Below are 19,475 nucleotides of genomic sequence, written 5' to 3'. Positions count from 1 at the left end.
GTAAACACGGGCCATCAAAAAATCGGCAAGTCGGCAAAAATGCGCACATGACCGCCGTCCGCTCCGCTACCGAAAACCCCGCTGCCGAAGGCGCGGCCGACCACTGCACCACGCTGGAAGTGGCCCGCTGGCTGGGCATGGCGGTGCGCTCCGTGCAGCTCATGGTGGACCGCGGCGAGCTGCAGGCCTGGAAGACGCCGGGCGGCCACCGCCGCATCTCGCGCAGCTCCGTCGAGCGCTGGCTGGCCACCCACCACAGCGGCTCGGCGCAGCCCGCGCCGCCCGCGCATCCCACGCTGCGCACCGTGCTGCTGATAGAGGATTCGGCGCACACGCAGCACCTGGTGTCGCTGCTGGTGCGCGAGCAGTTCCCCGAGGTGGAGCTGCACGTGGCCGACGACGGCATCGCCGGGCTGGCCATGGCCGGCGAGCTGCAGCCGGCGGTGCTGCTGGTGGACATCCTGCTGCCCGGCATAGACAGCGTGACGCTGCTGACCAGCCTGCGCACGCATCCACAGTTCGCGCGCAGCCAGCTCATCGTCCTGACCGCGCTGGACGAGATACAGCGCGCGCCCTACGCCTTCGCCCTGGCCGGGGTGCCCGTGGTCCACAAGGCCAGCCTCGTGGACGAGTTGCCGCCGCTGCTGACGGAACGCCTGAGCCGCGCCTCCTCGCTGCTACCCCTGCCCCGCTGAAGCGCCACGGCGTGCGCCGGCCTGCCGGCCGGCAATCCATGCCATTTCGTCATTTGGCAGCGCAATTTCAGCACTTTTGGATTGAAGTCACGCTTGCGTGGGCCGGCCACGTTGGAGGCAAGCACGGATGGCGCTGCCCTGTCCATTTGTGCACGGCAACATCCGAGCTGCACATGTACTGCGGTTACAACCGGATAAGATTCAACGATTCCAGGAAGCAGTGTCACAGGCACTACCAGGAGAGCCCGCTTCCGGAAGCGATGCGCCGTCCGAGAAAGCGACAAAAAGCAACAAATTCCGGCGCAGTGCTCTACACACGCCGTAACAACGGCCGAACAAACACGCATGCGAAACACCGGACCCGTGACCGGCCGCGAGTACGTGTTGGAGGACGGCGTGACGCTGGTCTCCACCACCGACCTCAAGAGCCGCATCACCTACTGCAACCCGGCCTTCATCCAGGCCAGCGGCTACTCGCGCGATGAGCTGCTCGGCCAGCCGCACAACATGATCCGGCACCCGGACGTGCCGCAGGAGGCTTTCCGCGACCTGTGGGCCACCCTCCAGAAAGGCCGGCCCTGGTCGGCGCTGGTGAAGAACCGGCGCAAGAACGGCGACCACTACTGGGTGCAGGCCAACGTCACCCCGGTGCTGGAAAACGGCGTGACCGTGGGCTACCTGTCGGTGCGCGGAAAACCGTCGCGCGAGGCGGTGGCGCAGGCCGAGGCGCTGTACGCCAGCATGCGCGCCCACCCCCGGCGCTACGCGCTGCGCCACGGCACCTTGATCGAACGCACGCCGGCCGGCTGGGTGCGGCAGCTGCTGCGGCTGGACCTGGGCTCGCGCATCGCACTGGTGAGCGCGGGCTGCACGCTCACCAGCGGCGCGCTGGGCGCGGCCAGCCATTGGGCCGTCGGCCTGGCCGGAGCGCTGGGCATTGCGGGCGCGGCGGCGTGGCTGCTGCGGCGCATGGCGGTCAAGCCGCTGCGCCATGCCGTCACGGCCACCAACCGTCTGGCCGCGGGCCAGCTCGGCGGCACGCTGGCCGCGGCCGGCGACGACGAGGTCGGCCAGCTCATGCGCGGCCTCACGCAACTGGACATCAACCTGCAGGCCATCGTGGGCGACGTGCGCCGCGAGGTGGACGGCATACGCACCGCCTCGCGCGAGATTTCCGCTGGCAACAACCACCTGGGCTCGCGCACCGAGTCGCAGGCCACGCACCTGCAGCAGACGGCCGCCTCCATAGAGCAGATCGCCGTGACCCTGCGCTGCAGCGCCGACCACGCCGCCACCGCGCGCGGCCTGGCGCAGCAGGCCAGCGACGCGGCGCGCCAGGGTGGCGACTCCATGCAGCACATGGTGCAGCGCATGGGCGAGATCCGCGACGCGTCACACCGCATAGGCGAAATCATCCAGGTGATAGACGGCATCTCCTTCCAGACCAACATCCTGGCGCTCAACGCCGCGGTGGAAGCCGCGCGCGCCGGCGAGGCGGGCCGCGGCTTCGCCGTGGTGGCCAGCGAGGTGCGCGCCCTGGCGCAAAAGACTTCGGAAGCGGCACGCGAGATCAAGGACCTGATCGCCAACGCCACGGAGCGCGTGGAGGCCGGCAACGCGCTGGCCGAGGCCACGGGCCGCACCGTCTACCAAAGCGCGCAGGCCGTGGAGCGGGTGTTCAGCCTCATCACCGACATGAGCCGCTCCGCGCAGGAACAGGCCCAGGGCGTGGAGCTGGTCAACGCCGCCGTCAACGAGCTCGACGACGTGACGCAGCGCAACGCGGAGATGGTGGAGGAGCTGTCCTCGGCCGCGACGTCGCTGCACCGCCAGGCAGAGATGGTGGCGGACTCGGTGCGCATCTTCCGCACCGGGCTCACCAACGCGGCCACGTTCGGCCAGCCGCCCGCGCAGGAGCCCCCCGCGGCGCCCACGCGGCTGCAGGGCCGCGGCCAGGCCCAGCAGCGCATCGCGGCCTGACGCACGCAAGCGCACGCGGGCACGCCGGCACCACGGGGCCGGCCGGCCACTGCGGCGTTCGAGCCTGCACCGGCCTTTCAGCCGCCGCCGCGCTGCGTGTAGAGATCAAAGCGCTGCATGAAGCGCAGCCGCGCCGGCTCGTCCACGCCCTCGAAGGCAAAGCGCAGCCGCAGCCGCGGCACGCTCAGCAGCGCGATGCGCCGCGGCGGCAGCGCCTGCCAGTGCAGCCGCAATTGGCCGCCCTCCACGGCGACGTCGGCGCCATCGGCGCGCGGCGACACCGGGCAAGGCGCCGCCGCGCCGGGCAGCCACTGGGACAGCTCCGCCGGGGTGCAGCCCATCTCCCGCTCGAACTCGGCGGGGCAGCTCGACATGCGCACCGGCTTCAGCCGCCCGCGATGGGCGGCCAGATGGCCAGCACGTCGCCCTCGACCAGCTCGCGCGTGGCGCGCTGCTCGGCCGGGACGAAGGTGCCATTGACCAGCACCAGGTGCACCAGGTTCATGGGCAGGCCGTAGGGCTCCACGGCCTGCGCCACGGTGCTGCCCTCAGGCAGCTCCAGTTGCACGGCGTTGCCGCGGCGCGCCTCGGGAGGCAGGTACTCGGTGAGGCTGGCGTACAGCTTGAAGGTGATGTGCATGGGTCGAGATGTTGCCCGGGACCGCGGCGGCCGACCCGGCCGTCAATGCGCCTGCTGCTTGCCCAGGCCGCGCGCCTCCTGCGCCTGCGCGCAGGCCAGGTAGGCGGGGACGAGCTGCGTGGGGTCCTGCATCAGGCGCTCCTTCCACTGCGGCGTGAGCTTCACCTGGCCTTCGACCAGGCCGCGCATGGCGCCCACGTGCTGCGTCCAGCCCACGCTGTTGCAACCCACCAGCAGCTCGCCGTCGAACTGCAGGCTCAGCGCCTTGCCGCTTTCCTGGTCCACCAGCTCGGCGCTCTGGCCGCCGGGCACGCCCTGCCAGTTGCCGAAGCTCGTGGAGATCAGGCCCAGCGTGTCGAGCACGTTGATCTGCGTGACACCGTTGAGGTAGGCCTTCTGGCCCACCATGTTGAGCGCGGCCACGCGGGCCTGCTCGGCGGCGTTGGGCTGTATGGCGCTGACGATGGTGCGGCCGCTGACGCGGTCGAACGCCTCGGCGCAGTCGCCCGCGGCATAGACGCCGGGCACGCTGGTCTGCAGGTGCTCGTCGGTGAGCACGCCCTGCAGGCACTTCACGCCACTGCCCCACAGGAAGCCGATGTTGGGCCGCACGCCGGTGGCGCTGATGACGAGGTCCGCCTCCAGCATCTCGCCGTTGGAGAGCTTCACGCGCAGTGCGGAGCCCATGGGTTCTATGGCCTGCACGCGCGCGCCAGTGTGCACGTCCACGCCCTTGGACTGCACCCACTGGCGGATCATGCCGCCGGCGGTTGGGCCCATCATGCGCGGCACCATGCGGTCGCCGGTTTCCACCACGCTGAGCCTCACGCCGCGCAGGGCCAGCGCCTCCATGATGATGCAGCCGATGAAGCCGGCGCCCACCTGCACCACGCGCGCGCCGGGCTGGGCGCGCGCGGCGATGGCGCGGGCGTCCGCCAGCGTCCAGCAGGTGTGCACACCGGGGCTGTTGATGCCGGGCACGGGCGGCTGCACGGGGCTGGAGCCGGTGGCGATCAGCAGCCGGTCGTACTGGATGTCGGTGCCGTCGTCGAAGTGGACCTTGCGCGCCTTGGTGTCCACGGCCTTGGCGCGCACGCCGCGCTTGAGGTCGATGCGCAGGCGCTCGTAGTGGTCGGCGCCGTGGCGCAGGTGGGTGCCGGGCTCCTCGATGCGGCCCACCAGCAGGTAGGGAATCGCCATGCGCGAATACGGCGGCTCCACCTCGTCGCCCACCATGAGGATGCGGTCGTGCGGCGCATGCTTGCGAATGGTTTCCGCGGCAATGACGCCGGCCGGGCCGGCGCCGAGGATCAGATGAGTCAGCATGGACAGCTCCAAAAAAAGTGAAGGCGGCCCAGGACCGCCTTCATTGCCGTTCTTGTGTCAGCGATACCCGAAGGCGGGCCTTACAGGCCCAGGCGCTCCCGGGTGTCCGACTTCAAGCGACCTTCGGTGTCCCAGCCACGGATTTCGTAGTACTTGGGCAGCATCTCGGGCAGCTTGTTGACCATGCCCTTGGCCGGGCCCGTCTTGGCCGGCTCGGTCAGCAGGCGCGGAGGCAGCGTGTCGTCCTTGGCGGTGAAGCCGGCGCGGTTGTTGAAGTCGCGCTCCATGTTCCAGATGCGCTCGCCGATCTCGTTCATCTTCTCCAGCGTGAACTCCTCGCCGCAGGCGGCCGCGACTTGCGGCTGCACGTCGGCCAGCGTCCAGGCGAAGCTGGTGAAGATGCAGATGCCCGCGGCGTCGAAGGCGGCGGTGGCGTCCTGGAAGGCCTTGACCAGCTCCGGCTTGCCCTCGGCGGTCAGCGGATCGGTCTTGACGGGGATGCCCAGCACCTCGGAGGCGACCGTGTACGAGCGCAGGTGGCACGCGCCGCGGTTGCTGGTGGCGTAGGTCAGGCCCATGCCCTGGATGCCGCGGCTGTCGTAGGCCGGGAACTCCTGGCCCTTGACGCTCATGCTCAGCTCGGGGTGGCCGTACTTGGCGGTCAGCCGCGCGGAGCCCAGGCCGAGCTCCTTGCCGAAGCCCACGCCCTTGGCCGTCATCTCGGCCAGCTCGCACAGCGCCTTGGCCGAGCCGAACGGGGCCTCGGTGCCGATGTGCTCGGCGGTGAGGATGCCCATCTCGTAGAGCTCCATCACGGCGCTGACGGTGGCGCCGAAGCTGATGGGGTCCATGCCCTGCTCGTTGCACAGCAAGTTGGCGTACTGCAGCGCCTCCAGGTCGTTGACGCCGTTGTTGGCGCCCAGGGCCCAGGCCGCCTCGTATTCCAGGCCACCGGATGCGCCCCAGTACTCGGGCTTGTTCTTCACCGAGAAGTGGGTCTCGTCCATCTTGGAGATGCGCCCGCACGCGATGGTGCAGCCGAAGCAGGCCTGGTTGGTCACCAGGTGCTTCTTGCCGTCGGTGGCCCGCGGCGTGGCCATGGCTTCGGCCGAGATGTCCTTGGCGCCGTCGAACTGGATGTCGCGGTGGTTGTTGGTGGGCAGCGCGCCGATCTCGTTGATGACGTTCATCAGCACCTGGGTGCCGTAGGTCGGCAGGCCCTGGCCCGTGACGGCGTTCTCGGCCAGGATCTTCTTCTTCTCGAAGGTGACCTTCATGAACTCCTTGGGGTTGGCCACGTTGCCCACACCCTTGGTGCCGCGCACGGCCACGGCCTTGAGGTTCTTGCTGCCCATCACGGCGCCCACGCCGGAGCGGCCGGCGGCGCGGTGCAGGTCGTTGACGATGCACGAGAACAGCACCTGGTTCTCACCGGCCAGGCCGATGGTGCTGATGCGCAGCAGCGGGTCCTGGTGCAGCTTCTTGAGCGTCTCTTCCGTCTCCCAGACGCTGTGGCCCCACAGGTGCGAGGCGTCGCGCAGCTCGGCCTTGTCGTTCTCGATGTAGAGGTACACGGGCTTGGCCGACGCACCCTCGAAGATCACCATGTCCCAGCCCGCGAACTTGAGCTCGGAGCCCCAGTAGCCGCCGGAGTTGGAGCAGGCGATGGCGCCGGTGAGCGGCCCCTTGGTGACGACGGTGTAGCGCCCACCCGTGGAGGCCATGGTGCCGGTGAGCGGGCCGGTGGCCCAGATGATCTTGTTGTCGGCCGACAGCGGGTCCACCTTGGCGTCGACTTCCTCGACGAAGTACTTGGTGGCCAGGCCGCGCGAGCCCAGATAGTCGCGCGTCCACTCCATCTTCAGCGGCTCGGACTTGACGGTGCCTTCAGTGAGGTTGACGCGAAGGATTTTTCCTGCCCAGGACATGTGCTGCTCCTCAGATTCGTTTCAGGCCGCGGTGGACGGGTTGCCGAGCTTCTCGGCCCAAGCGGCCATCTTCCCGAGGCCGGTCCAGTTGGCGTCCACGTAGGTGATGGCACCGGTGGGGCAGGCGGTGGCGCAGGCGGGGTCGCCGCCGCAGAGGTCGCACTTCTGGACCTTGCCGGTTTCCTGCACGTAGTTGATGGTGCCGAAGGGGCAGCTGATGGTGCAGACCTTGCAGCCCACGCAGGTCGTCTCGCTCACGACCTTGGCGCCCGTGAGCGCATTGATGGTGATGGCCTCCACCGGGCAGGCATGCAGGCACCAGGCCTCGTCGCACTGCGTGCAGGTGTAGGGCACCTTGCGCCCCGTGTGGTGGAAGTCGAAAACCTTAATGCGCGACTTGGCCGGCGCGAAGGTGGCGTAGTTCTCGAAGCTGCACGCCATCTCGCACTGGAGACAGCCGGTGCACTTGTCCGGGTTGATGTGAAGCGACTTCTGCATGAGCTTTTCCCTTCCGTTTGGATCTCCGTCCCGCGGCCGTCGGCCCCGGGACCGGAACCCTATGCACTGCACTGCCTATGTTGAGCGCCAAAAAATCGTCCGGCCGATACACACCAAGGAAAGCGTGTTTTTGCCGGACGGCCGGGCTTGGCAGCCCCTATGCACTTGCATACCTATGTTGCTTGCGCAAAAGGACCCCGCCTACATGGGTTAAACCCCAGAGAGGCGAGGCCTATTGCTCCAGATTGCTACACGGGGCGCCAGCTGACGTTGTAGTGCTCGAACATGGCGCCAAGCTGTCCGCCCTTGGAGAGGTCGTTGAGGGCGCCCTGCAGCGCCTGCGCGAGCTCGGTGGCGTCCTTCTTGACGGCCATGCCCACGGCCCAGCCTTCGCGCGGCGCGCGGGGGCTGGGCAGCGGCTCGATGGCAAAGCGCTCGTCGCCACGCAGCACGGCCTGCAGCTCCGACAGCAGCCCGGCGGCGGCCTGCACCTCGCCGCGCTGCAGCGACTTGGCCGCTTCCACGCCGTCCTTGAGCTTGGTGTGCAGCTGCTCCTTGTAGGCGCCGCCGTCGGCGCCTATGAGCAGCCAGCCCGCCAGCGACAGGCCCGGCACCGCCACCTGGGCCTTGCCCAGGTCGGACAGGCTCTCCAGCTTGGGCAGCGCGTCCAGGCGGCGTGCCACGGCCACGCGCTCGCGCCAGTAGGGGCCGAAGATGCTGACCTGCGGGTTCTCCTGCATCAGCGGCCGGTCCACCGGCACGTGCAGCAGCACGTCGGCGGGGCCGTAGCCCAGGTAGTGGCCCTTCCAGACCATGTTGCGCAGGTCGTCGTTCATGGCCTCGCCGGCCGGGAACGGCAGCAGCGAGAGCGTGACGCCCAGGGCCTGCGCCAGCGCTTGGGCCAGCTCCACGTCGATGCCCTTGCCCGCGTCGTGGAACGGCGGCATGTCCTCGTAGATGCCCACCACCAGCGAGCCGCGGGACTTGATCTTGTCCAGCGGCGTGGCCGACAGCGGCAGGCCCAGGCCCAGGGCGCCGGCGCCGGCCAGCGCGCGCAGCACCGCGCGGCGCCGCGGGGACTGCATGGCCTTCATGCTCACAGCGGCCGCTCGCGGCGGGTTTCCAGGTAGGCCTTGATGGACCAAATGGCTTCCTGGTTCAGCGTGCCTTCGAAGGGAGGCATGTACACGGCGCCGTTGCGGGTGCGGCCGTGGCGCACGGTGTTGATGAAGTAGTCATCGACTTCCTTGGTGCAGGAAGCCTTCTTGGCGTCGACCTTCTGCGTGGCGCACTCGTTGTCGAGCTTGCGCAGGTCCGGGGCGATGCCGCCGGAGATGGCCTCCAGGCCGTGGCAGCGCGCGCAGTTCTGGTTGTAGGCGGAGGTGCCGATCTTGATGGCCTTGTCGTTGCCGCGGAACGGGTTCTCGTCACGCCAACCCTCGCCCAGTTGCGGCAGCTCATGGGTGTCCACCGCCTGCGGCGTAACGTCGCCATGGGCCATGGCGGCACCGGCCACCAGCACGCCGGCCAGCAGGGCCAGCAGGCGTGAAGGGAAACGAGTGATGGAACGCATGTGTTTGTCTCCTGGGGGTTGTGACTCGGAACGGGCCGGACTTTTGCAAGGCCCATGCCACAAGCCGGCCGACGTGACTTTTGTCGCTCGGAGCTTGGTAAGGATTCGGGTAAGCCGGGTGGACAGCAGGGGTCGATTGCTCCAGCATTGCGCCCGCTGAAGCGTGCCTGCTCAAGAATGAAACAATGCCGCGTTGGCCTGTGACAAGCCCACAGCCCCCGCGGCCCCACAAATGGCCGTGTTCCAGAAGTACGGCCTCGGAGACGTAGCACCCATGTCGATCCACCGCAGCAGCATCGCGGCGCCGCCGGACGGTCCCGCAGCCCACGTCGACCTGATCAAGGAGTCGCACGAGCGCTGCACTGCGCTGGGCCTCACGCGCATAGAGCGGCCAGACTATGAGCCGCTCATGCGCAGCGACCTCAACGACGCGCGCGAGCGCAATCGCAAGCTGCACACGCACGCCGCGCCGGTGATGGAGCTGCTGCTGGAGCAGATCGCCGGCACGCAAAGCATGATCGTGCTCACCGATGCGCACGGCACCATCCTGCACAGCGTGGGCGACGAGGAGTTCGTCACGCGCGCGGGCAAGGTGGCGCTGTCGCCGGGCGTGAATTGGGCCGAGCACTCCAAGGGCACCAACGCCATCGGCACGGCGCTGTTCGCCGAGCGGCCCACCCTCGTGCATGCCGAAGAGCACTTCATGCACGCCAACCAGTTCCTCACCTGCTCGGCCGCGCCCATCTTCGACCCGCGCGGCAACATGCTGGGCGTGCTGGACGTCAGCGGCGACCACCGCGCCTACCACCAGCACACCATGGGGCTGGTGCGCATGTCGGCGCGCATGATCGAGAACCACTGGCTCAACGACCACTGCGCCAACCGGCTGCGGCTGCACTTCCACAGCCGCCCGGAATTCATCGGCACGCTGCTCGAAGGCATCGTGGTGGTGGGCGCGGACGGCAAGCTCCAGGGCGCCAACCGCAGCGCGCTGGACCAGCTGGGCCTCTCCGGCGTGGCGCTGCGCAACCAGACGCTCACCTCGCTGTTCGGCACCACCGTGGCCGCCCTCGTGGACCACTTCCGCAGCCCGCTGGCGCTGCCCATGAAGCTCATGCTGGCCGACGGGCGCCAGTTCCTGGCCAACGCGCGCATGGATTGGGCGACCCTGGCCTTCATGCCGCCCGGGCCGCAGTCCGCGGAATCGGCGCCGCTGGTGTTGACGCCGCAGCCGCCGCAGGCCCAGCCGCAGCCGCCCGGCGCCACGCAGGTGTTCGCGCAGCCCGGCGTGGCGGCGCCGCCGCAGGCCCCCAGCGGCCCGCTGCCCACCGGGCTGGCCTACTTGCAGACCGGCGACGTGCAGATCGAGGCCGTGGTGCAGAAGGCCCGCCGCATCATCAACCGCGACATCCCGCTGCTCATCCTGGGCGAGACGGGCACGGGCAAGGAGCTGCTGGCCCATGCCGTGCACCAAGAGTCCAACCGCTCCAAGCAGCCCTTCGTGGCCGTCAACTGCGCCAGCATCCCCGAGTCGCTGATCGAGGCCGAGCTCTTCGGCTACGAGGAAGGCGCCTTCACCGGCGCGCGGCGCAAGGGGGCCACCGGCCGCATCGTGCAGGCCAACGGCGGCACGCTGTTCCTGGACGAAATCGGCGACATGCCGCTGCCGCTGCAGGCGCGGCTGCTGCGCGTGCTGCAGGAGCGCTGCGTCACGCCGCTGGGCAGCGGCAAGTCCATCGCGGTGGACATCGCCGTCATCGGCGCCACGCACCGCAACCTGCGCGAGATGATCCAGCGCGGCGAGTTCCGCGAAGACCTGTACTACCGCCTGAACGGCCTGGTGCTGCGGCTGCCGCCGCTGCGCGAGCGCAGCGACTTGTCGCTGGTGGCGCAGCGCATCCTGGCCAACGAATGCCCGCAGGGCGCGCCGCGCATCAGCGCCGAGGTGATGGCGCTGTTCCAGCGCTGCGACTGGCCGGGCAACATCCGCCAGCTCGCCAACGTGCTGCGCACCGCCGCCGTCATGGCCGCCGGCGAACCGCAGATCACGCAGGCCCATCTTTCGGACGATTTCCTGGAAGACGTGCGCCGTCTGGCGCAGCAACAGCAGGCTGCCGCGCTGGCCGCGGCGGCGCAGGCACAGGCGCAGCCGGCCATGGCGCAGCCGGTGGCCGTGGCCATGCCGGCCGGCCCGGCGGCCGCGCCCTTTGCCGCGCCGGGCGGCGCCGTGCCGCCCGTGGCGGCCTATGCCGGCGCCGGCTACCCCGGCGGCTACCCTGCCGGCACGGTCCTGGGCGGCCAGCCGGCCACTCCCATGGCGGGCACGCCGGCTGCGGCCCTGCCGGGCCAGCCGCCCAGCGCGCGCACGCTGCACGAGCAGGAAATCACCATGATCCAGGCCGCGCTGGACGCCGCCGGCGGCAACATCTCCGAAGCCTCCAAGCGCTTGGGCATCAGCCGCAACACCATCTACCGCAAACTGCGCTGGAATCGACCGGAGAGTGACGTTTCCTGAACGCTCCAGGGTTTGCACTGTGTCAGCCTGAAGCGGCGTTGCTTCAGGCCGCCACAAACACCCTGGGCCGCAAGGCCTTTTTGGTCCGCAATCGCGATAAATAGACCACGGCACGGGTCTTGCGATTCGGCTTCAAAACCAGTCCAGGCCTGGCTCCCCCAACAGTCCCGGATCACAAGGAGACACCCCCGTGCCGATGATCAACCTCATCCGCGCCGCGCTGGCCCGCAGCGCCGCCGCATGATGAAGCTGCTGCTGCTCGGCGCCGAGGGCAGCGCCGCGCGCGCCGCCGCGCTGTCCGATGGCAGCCGCTGGGTGCTGCTCAACGCCCCGACCGACCTGGAGCGCCAGCTCCAGCGCCACCCGCAACTGCAGGCGCAGCCGCTGGCGGGCGTGGTGCTCATGGACGCCCAAATGGACCATGTCGCCGGCCTGCTGGGCCTGCGCGAGGGCCCGCCGGTGGAGCTCTACGCGACGCCGGCCGTGTTCGAGACGCTGACCACGGAGCTGCCGCTGCTGCAGGTCGTGGACCGCTGCTGCGGCGTGCGCTGGCACCTGCTGCCCGTGGCCGGCGACAGCGCCGCGGCGTCCTTCCGCATCGAGGCCCTGCCCGGGCTGCGCTTCACGGCCTTTGCCGCCGGCGACGAGCATGCCCCCGGCGCCACGCTGGCCCTGGAAGTCGAGGACGTGCGCGACGGCCGCCGCCTGCTCTACTGGCCCGGCCCCTGGCCGCTGCCGCCCAACCATGGCGCCGATTGCCTGCTGCTGGGCGACTGCGGCGCGGCACGCCCCGGCGACGACGCCGCGCGCCGCGTGCTGCTGCACCCGGCCGCACCCGCGCCCGCGCCCTCGCTTTGCAGCCAGGGCATGGAGCTGGCCTTCGACGGCATGGAGATCGAACTTTGAGCAGCCTGCCGCTGACCTCCCCCACCACCACCTCGCTGCCGGCCGACGGCATGGCCGCGCCGCGGCTGCGCCTGGCCGGGCTGCACAAGCGCTACGGCGAGCGCGTGGCGCTCAAGTCGCTGGACCTGCAACTGGCCCCGCGCAGCTTCGTCGCGCTGCTTGGGCCCAACGGCGCAGGCAAGTCCACGCTGTTCCAGCTGCTCACGGGGCTGTTCGCGGCCGACGCGGGCACGGTGGAAATCGACGGGCTGTCCTTCGGCCGCCACACCCGCCAGGCGCTGGCGCGCATAGGCGTGGTGTTCCAGCAGATGTCGCTGGACCTGGACCTGAGCGTGAAGCGCAACCTGCAGTTCCATGCGCAACTGCACGGCCTGCCCTCGGCCCTCACGCGAGAGCGCATCGAGCAGACCGCCGAGACCTTCGGCCTCACCAAGGACATGCAGCGCGCCGTGCGCGAGCTCTCCGGCGGCAACCGGCGCAAGGTGGAGCTCGCGCGCGCGCTGCTGCACCGCCCGGGGCTCATCCTGATGGACGAGCCCACCGTGGGCCTGGACCCCAAGTCGCGCCGCGACCTGCTGGCCGCCATACGCGCCGACGTGGCCGCGCGCGGCAGCACCGTGCTGTGGGCCACGCACCTGGTCGAAGAGGCCGAGGCCGCCGACCGCGTGCTGGTGCTGCACAAGGGCGTGCTGCTGGCCGACGGCACGCCGGCCGCGGTGACGCAACAACTGGGCGGCGGATCGCTCGAAGAGGCTTTCGTGAAGGCCACGGCCTGAATCCACGGCTGCGGCCGGCAGCCCAAAGCCCAACGCACCGGCGCGCGATCCGCCCTGACCAGCCCGCTCAAGAGGCTCCATAGGTACAAGGAGACAAGAACGTGACCAAGCTGACGCTGGCCAGCCTGATGGCGCTGGCCGCCGCGGGGGCTTCGGCCCAAACCGCCTGGGTTTCCAGCGAGAAGGACCATGCCATCACGCTGGTGGACCTGCAGACGCAGGCCGTTGCCGGCGTCATCAACACCTGCAAGCGCCCGCGTCACATGCAGCTCGCGCCGGGCGGCAAGCGGCTGTATGTGGCCTGCGGCGACTCCAGCGAGGCCGACATCATCGACGTGGCCACGCGCAAGTCCGTCGCCCGCATTCCCTTGGGCGACGACCCCGAGGCCTTCGACTTCTCGGCCGACGGCAAGGCGCTGTACGTGTCGGCGGAGGACGAGGGCGAGCTGCAGACCCTGGACGCGGCCACCGGCAAGAAGATCGCCGCCGTGCCCGTGGGCAAGGAGCCCGAGGGCGTGAAGACCTCGCCGGACGGCAAGCTGGTGTATGTGACCTCCGAGGTCGCCAACATGGTCCACGTCATCGATGCGGCCAGCGGCAAGCTCGTCAAGAACATTGCCGTGGGCAAGCGCCCGCGCCGCATGGCCTTCAGCCCCGACGGGGCGCAACTGTGGGTGAGCAACGAGCTCGGCGCCTCGCTCAGCGTCATCAACACCAAGGACCACAGCGTGCTCGCCACCGTGCCGCTGGAGCTCAAGGGCGCGCGCGCCGAGGACATCACGCCCGTGGGCGTGGCCATGGCGCGCGACGGCAAGACGCTCTTCGTCGGCATGGGCCGCGCCAACCACGTCGGCTTCGTGGACGTGGCCAGCCGCAAGCTGGTCAAGACGGTGCTGGTGGGCCGCCGCGCCTGGCACGTGGCCACCACCAAGGACGACAGCCGCCTGGTCGTCACCAACGGCCTGAGCGACGACGTGACCATCGTGGACGTGGCCGGCGCCAAGGCGCTCAAGAGCGTGCCCGTGGGCCGCGTGCCCTACATGTCGGTGATCGTCGAATGAGGTTGCGCCCGCCCCTTTCCCTGCTGGCCGCCGCCGCGGCGCTGCTGGCCGCCGCCACCGCGCAGGCCGCGCCGTACAAGGTCACGCTGCTGGTGCGCGCCGACGACGCCCGCCTGGAGCGCAACCGCGTCGAGCGCGCCTACCTGGGCCACCCGGGCGGGCCGGCCGGCGACGGCCTGGGCGTCGCCCTCAAGGAAGCCGCCTTCGAGCTCGACGCCGCGGGCACCGCCATCACCGTGGACACCGTGCCGGTGGCCGATGCCGCCGCCGCCCGCGCCGCGGCGCAGAAGGCGGAAAAAGCCGGCGCCGCCGTGCTGCTGACCGACCTGGACGCCGCAGCGACGCTGGCCGTGGCCGACGCCGTGCAGCGCCCCGTGCTCAACCTGGGCGCGGCCGACGACCGGCTGCGCGGCCCCGACTGCCGGCCCAAGCTCCTGCACCTGGCGCCCAGCGAGCGCATGCGCGCCGACGCCCTGGCGCAGACCCTGGCCGCGCGCAAGTGGCCGCAGGTGCTGCTGCTCACCGGCCCCTCGCCGCTGGACGCCGAGCGCAGCGCCGTGGCGCAGGCCGCCATCAAGCGCTACGGCCTGAAGCTCGCGGCGGTCAAGCCCTTCAAGCTCTCGGCCGACCCGCGCGAGCGCAACCTGGCCAACCCGCTGCTGCTCACCGGCGGCGTCGCCTACGACGCCGTGTGGGTGGTGGACAGCGACGGCGAGTTCGCCCGCACGCTGCCCTACCGCACCGCGCTGCCGCGCCCCGTGGTGGGCGACGGCGGCCTGGTGCCCGTGGCCTGGCATGCGCAGTTCGAGCGCTTCGGCGCGCCGCAGGTCTCGCGCCGCTTCCAGAAGGCCGCCAACCGGCCCATGACGGGCGCCGATTGGGCGGCCTGGATGGCGGGCAAAGCCCTGGTGGCCGCGGCCGTGGCCGTCCCCAAGGGGCCGCAGGCCAACTTCGAGAAGGCGCTGGCCGAGGGCAGCGTGGACGGCTCCAAGGGCGTGGTGATGAGCTTTCGCCCCTGGGACGGCCAGTTGCGCCAGCCACTGCTGCTCACCGACGGGCAGGGCGTGATCTCCACCGCGCCGATCGAAGGCGTGCTCCATCCCAAGAACGTGCTCGACACCCTGGGTGCCGATGCTCCGGAGAAGCTGTGCAAAGTCCGACCCTGACCTCCGCAGGCCGCGAGCGCTTGGGCGTGGTGGCGCACGCGCTGCTGGCCATGCGCGCCATCGTGTGGCGCGAGCTCTTGAAATTCTCCCGGCAGTCCGGGCGCCTGGTGTCGGCGCTGGTGCGGCCGCTGCTGTGGCTGGCGGTGTTCGCCGCGGGCTTTCGCAACGTGTTCGGCGTGGCGGTGGTCGAGCCCTACGACAGCTACATCCCCTACGACGTCTACATCGCGCCGGGCCTGGTGGGCATGGTGCTGCTGTTCAACGGCATGCAGTCCAGCCTGGCCATGGTCTACGACCGCGAGATGGGCCTGATGCGGCTGCTGCTGACCGCGCCGCTGCCGCGGCCGTGGATCCTGCTGTCCAAGCTCATGGCCACGGCCGTGCTGTCGCTGGCGCAGGCGGCGGCCTTCGTCATCGTCGCGGCACTGCTGGGCACGGAGTTGCCGGTGCTGGAGCACCTGGGGCCCGTGCTGCTGGCGGCGGTGTGCGGCGCGCTGATGCTGGGCGCCCTGGGCCTGCTGCTGTCGGTGCACATCAAGCAGCTGGAGAACTTCGCCGGGACGATGAACTTCGTCATCTTCCCCATGTACTTCATGTCCACGGCGCTGTACCCGCTGTGGAAGCTGGAGGAGTCCGGCGCCGAGTGGGTGTACCAGATCGCCCGCTTCAACCCGTTCACGCACGCGGTGGAGTGGATGCGCTTTGCGCTGTACGGCAAGGACGCGGGCATCTCGCCCTGGATCGTCCTGGGCACGCTGGCCCTGTGCTTCATGGTCGCGAGCTGGGGCTATGACCCGCAGCGCGGCTTCGGCGCCCTGACCAAGCGCGGGTGAGCGAGCGTGGCCGTGCGCATCCCCTTCCTCTCCGGCCTGGCCGCCCCGCGCCGCGGCGGCGCCAAGGCCGACGCCGCCACGTCGGTGGAGCCGCTGGCCTTCGAGTGGCTGGCGCTGGCCGGGCTGCTGGCCTTCGCCACCTGGCTGCTGGGCGTGCGCGGCGTGTGGGCGCTGCTGCTGTCGGCCGACCCGACCGGGCTGACGCTGGTGATCATCGCGGTGTTCTTCACGGCGTCGCTGTGGTGCGGCACGCGCACCCGCGTGCTGCAGCGCGAGCGCGCGGCGCTGGCGCAGGGCCCGCGCGGCGCGGGCTGGGCGGCGGAGTACCTGCAGGCGCTGCGCTCCCAACCCACGGACAGCGGCGCACCCATGGACTTGCTGCTGGAGCACACGCACGGCCCGCACGGCACGGCGTGGTGGGTCAACGGCATACAGCTCAAGCTGGGCCTGCTGGGCAAGGTGATCGGCTTTTCCATCCTGGCGCTGCAGATCGGCAAGCTGCAGAACTTCGACCCGACGCAGTCGCAGGAGCTGCTGCGCCAGCTCACCACGGGCCTGGGCGTGGCGCTGCTCACGACCATGGTGGGCCTGGTGGGCAACATCCTGCTGGGCCTGCAGCTCACGCGGCTGGACCGCTACGCCGACGCGCTGGTGGCCGACGTCCAGCGCGCGGGCCTGGCCCAGGGCGACACCGGCGCCGCCACGGCCCGGCAGTAAGGCCCCGCCATGCGCAGCCGCCGCCGCACGGCCCGCGAAGCCGAGGTCGACCCCTTCTATGACATGTTGTTCAACATGCTCATCGCCTTCGTCTTCTGCTTCATCGTGGCGCTGCTGGCGATGAACCCGAAGGCGCTCAAGACGGGCGACATCCCGGCCAAGGCCGAATTCATCATCAACGTGTCCTGGCCGGACATGGACCCCAACGACATCGACACCTGGGTGCAGGACCCGGCCGGCGAGATGGTGTGGTTCCGCGCCCGCGAGGCCGGGCTCATGCACCTGGACCGCGACGACCGCGGCATGTCCAACGACGTGGTCATCGTCAACGGCAAGCAGGTGGTCAACCCGCTCAACCAGGAAGTGGTGACGCTGCGCGGCATAGAGCCCGGCGAGTTCACCGTCAACGTCCACTACTACGAGTCCAAGAACGGCAAGCCGGTGGAAGTGACCGTCTCCGTCATCAAGGTCAATCCCCGTGCCGACGTGGTGTTCTACGGACAGGTCCAGCTCGCCCGCAAGGGCGACGAGGCCACGGCCGTGCGCTTCACCGTAACCCCAGACGGCAACGTCTCCAACGTGAACACCCTGCCCAAGACCCTGGTCCAACGGATATGACGCTCGCCCTGATTCTTTCCCTCGTGGTGCTGGTGCTGCTGTGCACGCTGGCGCTGGTGTGGTCGCGCTGGCCCGCCTGGCTCAAGGGGCTGCTGGTGGCGGCGGTGACGGTCTTCTACTTCTTCGCCGACGACACGGCCCACGGCCTGGCGGGCTGGCCCAACGCGGACCCGCTGCCGGAGAAATTCGTGCTGCTGGCCGCCGTGATCGAGGAGCCGGGCAAGACCACGCCCGGCGCGCTGTACGTGTGGGTCAACGCGCTGGACAACGGCAAGCCCGCACGCCAGCCGCGCGCCTACAAGCTGGCCTACGCCAAGGACCTGCACGCGCTGCTGGACGAGGGCATGAAGAAGGTGCGCCAGGGCGTGAGCCAGATCGGCAGCGCCGAGCCGCGCGCGGGCAAGGGCGGCGTGTCGTGGCTGCGCCCGGGCAGCGACGAGCAGCGCATCACCATCCGCGACATTCCCGCGCCGCAACTGCCGGAGAAATGATGCGCGCGCCATCCCCCTCCTCCAACGCCTTGCACGCCGCGCTGGCCGCTGCCGCGCTGGCGCTGCTGGCCGGCTGCGGCGCGCGCTCGCCCGGGGCCGACCTCTTCCCGCTGGAATCCGGCCACCGCTGGACCTACGAAGTGCGCACCGACTGGGAAGACCAGCGCGTGGAGCGCGAAACGCGCGTCTTCGAATCCCTGGGCCGCGACGACACCCTGGCCAGCGGCCAGGCCTGGCTGCGCCGCAGCGACGCCGGCATGGATTACTGGCTGCGCACCGACGAGTCGGGCATCTACCGCGTGGCCAGCCGCAGCCTGGTGCAGGCCGAGCCGCAGGACGACGACACGCGCCGCTACGTGCTCAAGGCGCCGCTGGCGGTGGGCACGCAGTGGGCGGCCTCCACCGTGGCCTACCTGCTGCAGCGCCGCCAGGGCTTTCCCGCCGAGGTGCGCCACGGCGTGGCCCCGGTGCTCATGAACTACGCCATCGAGGCGACGGGCCAGGCCGTGGACACGCGCGCCGGGCATTTCGAGGGCTGCCTGCGCGTCGGGGGCAAGGCGGCCTTGAAGCTCTTTGCCGATCCGGTCAGCGGCTGGAAGGACCTGCCGCTGCTCACCACCGAGTGGTACTGCCCCGCAGTGGGCCTGGTGAAACTGCAGCGTGAGGAGAGCGCGGGCTCGCCCATGCTGCTCGGCGGCACCCTGACCATGGAGCTGTTGTCATGGCAATGAATCAAGATTCCACCGGCCGCCGCGGAGCCCTGCGCCGCATCGCCGGCACGCTGCTTGGGCCCATGGCCGGCGCGGCCAGTGCCGCCGTGCTGGCGCAGCCGCCGGACCGCTTTCCCAGCCGCCCGGTGACGCTGTGGGTGCCTTGGGCCGCCGGCGGCGCCACGGACCTGACCATGCGGCTGCTGGCTGAGCTGGCCGGCCGCCAGCTTGGGCAGAAGGTGCTGACAGAAAACCGCGGCGGCGCCGGCGGCACCCTGGCCATGCCGGTGCTGCAGCAGGCCCAGCCGGACGGCTACACCATCGCCCAACTGCCGCAGCCGGTGTTCCGCGCGCCCTGGATACAAAAGGTCGCCTGGGACCCGATACGCGACACCACGCCCATCATCCAGGTCAGCGGCGTGACCTTCGGCATCGTGGTGCCCGCCAACAGCCCCTTTCGTTCGCTGGAAGACCTGTTCACCTGGGGCCACGCGCACCCGGGCGAGCTGACCATCGCCACCAACGGCACGGGCACCACGCCGCACCTGGTGATGGACGACCTTTGCGGCCAGCGCGGCGTGCAGTGGGTGCACGTGCCTTACAAGGGCGTGGCCGAGCAGATGATTGCCGTCTCCTCCGGGCAGCTCATGGCGGGCGTGACCTCCAACGGCTTCGCTCCCTTCGTGGACGGCGGCAAGCTGCGCCTGCTGGCCACCTTCGGCGAGCACCGCACGCGGCGCTGGCCGCAGGTGCCCACGCTCAAGGAGCTGGGCTACGGCATCGTGGCCATGTCGCCCTACGGGCTGGCCGGGCCGCGCGGCCTGCCCAGGCCCGTGGTGCAGGTGCTGCACGACGCGTTCAAGGCCGCCATGTTCGACCCGCAGCACGTCGCGGAGCTGGCCAAGTACGACCAGGAGCTGGCCTACCTGGGCCCCGAGGACTACGCGCGCAGCATGCGCGAGACCTACGCCGCCGAGCGGCGCGCCGTGGAGAAGCTGGGCCTGGCCAAGGGCAGTTGAGCCAGGCCGGGCGGCCCGGGCTG

The 19,475-nt window shown here is 70.2% G+C and carries 20 protein-coding genes; 13 read left to right on the top strand and 7 right to left on the bottom strand.

All coding sequences use genetic code 11. From position 1 onward, the window contains the following. The first annotated feature begins 47 nt into the window (after positions 1–47). Positions 48–695, top strand: coding sequence for a helix-turn-helix domain-containing protein (locus SM757_RS11465; protein WP_322465568.1), 648 nt, complete (start codon positions 48–50; stop codon positions 693–695). Between the two features lie 345 nt (positions 696–1,040). Continuing rightward, complete coding sequence (locus tag SM757_RS11460) at positions 1,041–2,675, top strand: methyl-accepting chemotaxis protein (RefSeq protein ID WP_322465567.1); 1,635 nt, start codon at positions 1,041–1,043, stop codon at positions 2,673–2,675. 77 nt (positions 2,676–2,752) lie between these two features. Here the strand turns inward: SM757_RS11460 and SM757_RS11455 are convergent, their stop codons facing one another. From SM757_RS11455 to pedF, 7 genes are all read right to left on the bottom strand, one after another. Next, positions 2,753–3,049 carry a hypothetical protein gene (locus SM757_RS11455; protein WP_322465566.1) on the bottom strand — a complete coding sequence of 99 codons (297 nt, stop codon included), beginning with the start codon at positions 3,047–3,049 and terminating at the stop codon, positions 2,753–2,755. An 11-nt stretch (positions 3,050–3,060) separates the two neighbouring features. Continuing rightward, positions 3,061–3,315: a sulfur carrier protein ThiS gene (gene thiS / locus SM757_RS11450; RefSeq protein ID WP_322465565.1), complete on the bottom strand. Its 255-nt coding sequence runs from the start codon at positions 3,313–3,315 to the stop codon at positions 3,061–3,063. Between the two features lie 42 nt (positions 3,316–3,357). After that, a complete protein-coding gene (locus SM757_RS11445) occupies positions 3,358–4,641 on the bottom strand; it encodes an NAD(P)/FAD-dependent oxidoreductase (RefSeq protein WP_322465564.1) in 1,284 nt (427 codons plus the stop codon). A gap of 80 nt (positions 4,642–4,721) precedes the next feature. After that, a complete protein-coding gene (locus tag SM757_RS11440) occupies positions 4,722–6,569 on the bottom strand; it encodes an aldehyde ferredoxin oxidoreductase family protein (protein WP_066342275.1) in 1,848 nt (615 codons plus the stop codon). Positions 6,570–6,590: 21 nt separating this feature from the next. Beyond that, positions 6,591–7,067, bottom strand: a complete 477-nt coding sequence (locus SM757_RS11435; RefSeq protein WP_066342276.1) for a 4Fe-4S dicluster domain-containing protein — start codon at positions 7,065–7,067, stop codon at positions 6,591–6,593. A gap of 248 nt (positions 7,068–7,315) precedes the next feature. Next, positions 7,316–8,152 carry a substrate-binding periplasmic protein gene (locus tag SM757_RS11430; protein ID WP_322465563.1) on the bottom strand — a complete coding sequence of 279 codons (837 nt, stop codon included), beginning with the start codon at positions 8,150–8,152 and terminating at the stop codon, positions 7,316–7,318. Positions 8,153–8,163: 11 nt separating this feature from the next. Next, the gene (gene pedF / locus SM757_RS11425) at positions 8,164–8,640 is read right to left on the bottom strand and encodes a cytochrome c-550 PedF (protein ID WP_066342278.1); all 477 of its coding nucleotides are present in this window, start codon (positions 8,638–8,640) and stop codon (positions 8,164–8,166) included. Positions 8,641–8,914: 274 nt separating this feature from the next. Here pedF and SM757_RS11420 point away from each other — a divergent pair, with 274 nt between their 5' ends. The 11 genes from SM757_RS11420 to SM757_RS11370 all read left to right on the top strand — a co-directional run bounded on the left by SM757_RS11420 (position 8,915) and on the right by SM757_RS11370 (position 19,452). Further along, positions 8,915–11,155: a sigma-54-dependent Fis family transcriptional regulator gene (locus tag SM757_RS11420; protein ID WP_322465562.1), complete on the top strand. Its 2,241-nt coding sequence runs from the start codon at positions 8,915–8,917 to the stop codon at positions 11,153–11,155. Between the two features lie 240 nt (positions 11,156–11,395). Then, positions 11,396–12,061 (top strand): MBL fold metallo-hydrolase, encoded by a 666-nt coding sequence (locus SM757_RS11415; protein WP_066342280.1) that lies wholly within the window; start codon positions 11,396–11,398, stop codon positions 12,059–12,061. 50 nt (positions 12,062–12,111) lie between these two features. After that, positions 12,112–12,837, top strand: coding sequence for an ATP-binding cassette domain-containing protein (locus SM757_RS11410; protein WP_066342288.1), 726 nt, complete (start codon positions 12,112–12,114; stop codon positions 12,835–12,837). 128 nt (positions 12,838–12,965) lie between these two features. Further along, positions 12,966–13,898, top strand: coding sequence for a PQQ-dependent catabolism-associated beta-propeller protein (locus SM757_RS11405; RefSeq protein ID WP_322465595.1), 933 nt, complete (start codon positions 12,966–12,968; stop codon positions 13,896–13,898). Further along, positions 13,895–15,064, top strand: coding sequence for a type 1 periplasmic-binding domain-containing protein (locus SM757_RS11400; RefSeq protein ID WP_322465561.1), 1,170 nt, complete (start codon positions 13,895–13,897; stop codon positions 15,062–15,064). Before SM757_RS11405 ends, SM757_RS11400 begins: the two co-directional genes overlap by 4 nt. A gap of 50 nt (positions 15,065–15,114) precedes the next feature. Beyond that, positions 15,115–15,897: an ABC transporter permease gene (locus SM757_RS11395; protein WP_322465594.1), complete on the top strand. Its 783-nt coding sequence runs from the start codon at positions 15,115–15,117 to the stop codon at positions 15,895–15,897. Between the two features lie 6 nt (positions 15,898–15,903). Continuing rightward, positions 15,904–16,614: a MotA/TolQ/ExbB proton channel family protein gene (locus tag SM757_RS11390; RefSeq protein ID WP_322465560.1), complete on the top strand. Its 711-nt coding sequence runs from the start codon at positions 15,904–15,906 to the stop codon at positions 16,612–16,614. 9 nt (positions 16,615–16,623) lie between these two features. After that, a complete protein-coding gene (locus SM757_RS11385; RefSeq protein WP_066342282.1) occupies positions 16,624–17,232 on the top strand; it encodes a hypothetical protein in 609 nt (202 codons plus the stop codon). Continuing rightward, a complete protein-coding gene (locus SM757_RS11380; RefSeq protein WP_066342283.1) occupies positions 17,229–17,723 on the top strand; it encodes a hypothetical protein in 495 nt (164 codons plus the stop codon). Before SM757_RS11385 ends, SM757_RS11380 begins: the two co-directional genes overlap by 4 nt. Further along, positions 17,723–18,454 carry a hypothetical protein gene (locus SM757_RS11375; RefSeq protein WP_322465559.1) on the top strand — a complete coding sequence of 244 codons (732 nt, stop codon included), beginning with the start codon at positions 17,723–17,725 and terminating at the stop codon, positions 18,452–18,454. Before SM757_RS11380 ends, SM757_RS11375 begins: the two co-directional genes overlap by 1 nt. Continuing rightward, a complete protein-coding gene (locus tag SM757_RS11370; RefSeq protein ID WP_066342285.1) occupies positions 18,445–19,452 on the top strand; it encodes a tripartite tricarboxylate transporter substrate binding protein in 1,008 nt (335 codons plus the stop codon). The genes SM757_RS11375 and SM757_RS11370 overlap by 10 nt, the downstream gene beginning before the upstream one ends. Positions 19,453–19,475 lie beyond the last annotated feature (23 nt).

Source organism: Azohydromonas lata (genome assembly GCF_034427735.1).
Classification (GTDB): Bacteria; Pseudomonadota; Gammaproteobacteria; order Burkholderiales; family Burkholderiaceae_C; genus Azohydromonas; species Azohydromonas lata.
Note: the sequence above shows the minus strand (reverse complement) of the source record. Positions and strands in the feature narration are given on the sequence as shown.

Coding starts and splice junctions, on each gene's coding strand:
- SM757_RS11465 (WP_322465568.1), top strand. CDS start 48: ATGACCGCCGTCCGCTCCGCTACCGAAAACCCCGCTGCCGAAGGCGCG.
- SM757_RS11460 (WP_322465567.1), top strand. CDS start 1,041: ATGCGAAACACCGGACCCGTGACCGGCCGCGAGTACGTGTTGGAGGAC.
- SM757_RS11455 (WP_322465566.1), bottom strand. CDS start 3,049: ATGTCGAGCTGCCCCGCCGAGTTCGAGCGGGAGATGGGCTGCACCCCG.
- thiS (WP_322465565.1), bottom strand. CDS start 3,315: ATGCACATCACCTTCAAGCTGTACGCCAGCCTCACCGAGTACCTGCCT.
- SM757_RS11445 (WP_322465564.1), bottom strand. CDS start 4,641: ATGCTGACTCATCTGATCCTCGGCGCCGGCCCGGCCGGCGTCATTGCC.
- SM757_RS11440 (WP_066342275.1), bottom strand. CDS start 6,569: ATGTCCTGGGCAGGAAAAATCCTTCGCGTCAACCTCACTGAAGGCACC.
- SM757_RS11435 (WP_066342276.1), bottom strand. CDS start 7,067: ATGCAGAAGTCGCTTCACATCAACCCGGACAAGTGCACCGGCTGTCTC.
- SM757_RS11430 (WP_322465563.1), bottom strand. CDS start 8,152: ATGCAGTCCCCGCGGCGCCGCGCGGTGCTGCGCGCGCTGGCCGGCGCC.
- pedF (WP_066342278.1), bottom strand. CDS start 8,640: ATGCGTTCCATCACTCGTTTCCCTTCACGCCTGCTGGCCCTGCTGGCC.
- SM757_RS11420 (WP_322465562.1), top strand. CDS start 8,915: ATGTCGATCCACCGCAGCAGCATCGCGGCGCCGCCGGACGGTCCCGCA.
- SM757_RS11415 (WP_066342280.1), top strand. CDS start 11,396: ATGATGAAGCTGCTGCTGCTCGGCGCCGAGGGCAGCGCCGCGCGCGCC.
- SM757_RS11410 (WP_066342288.1), top strand. CDS start 12,112: ATGGCCGCGCCGCGGCTGCGCCTGGCCGGGCTGCACAAGCGCTACGGC.
- SM757_RS11405 (WP_322465595.1), top strand. CDS start 12,966: ATGGCGCTGGCCGCCGCGGGGGCTTCGGCCCAAACCGCCTGGGTTTCC.
- SM757_RS11400 (WP_322465561.1), top strand. CDS start 13,895: ATGAGGTTGCGCCCGCCCCTTTCCCTGCTGGCCGCCGCCGCGGCGCTG.
- SM757_RS11395 (WP_322465594.1), top strand. CDS start 15,115: ATGCGCGCCATCGTGTGGCGCGAGCTCTTGAAATTCTCCCGGCAGTCC.
- SM757_RS11385 (WP_066342282.1), top strand. CDS start 16,624: ATGCGCAGCCGCCGCCGCACGGCCCGCGAAGCCGAGGTCGACCCCTTC.
- SM757_RS11380 (WP_066342283.1), top strand. CDS start 17,229: ATGACGCTCGCCCTGATTCTTTCCCTCGTGGTGCTGGTGCTGCTGTGC.
- SM757_RS11375 (WP_322465559.1), top strand. CDS start 17,723: ATGCGCGCGCCATCCCCCTCCTCCAACGCCTTGCACGCCGCGCTGGCC.
- SM757_RS11370 (WP_066342285.1), top strand. CDS start 18,445: ATGGCAATGAATCAAGATTCCACCGGCCGCCGCGGAGCCCTGCGCCGC.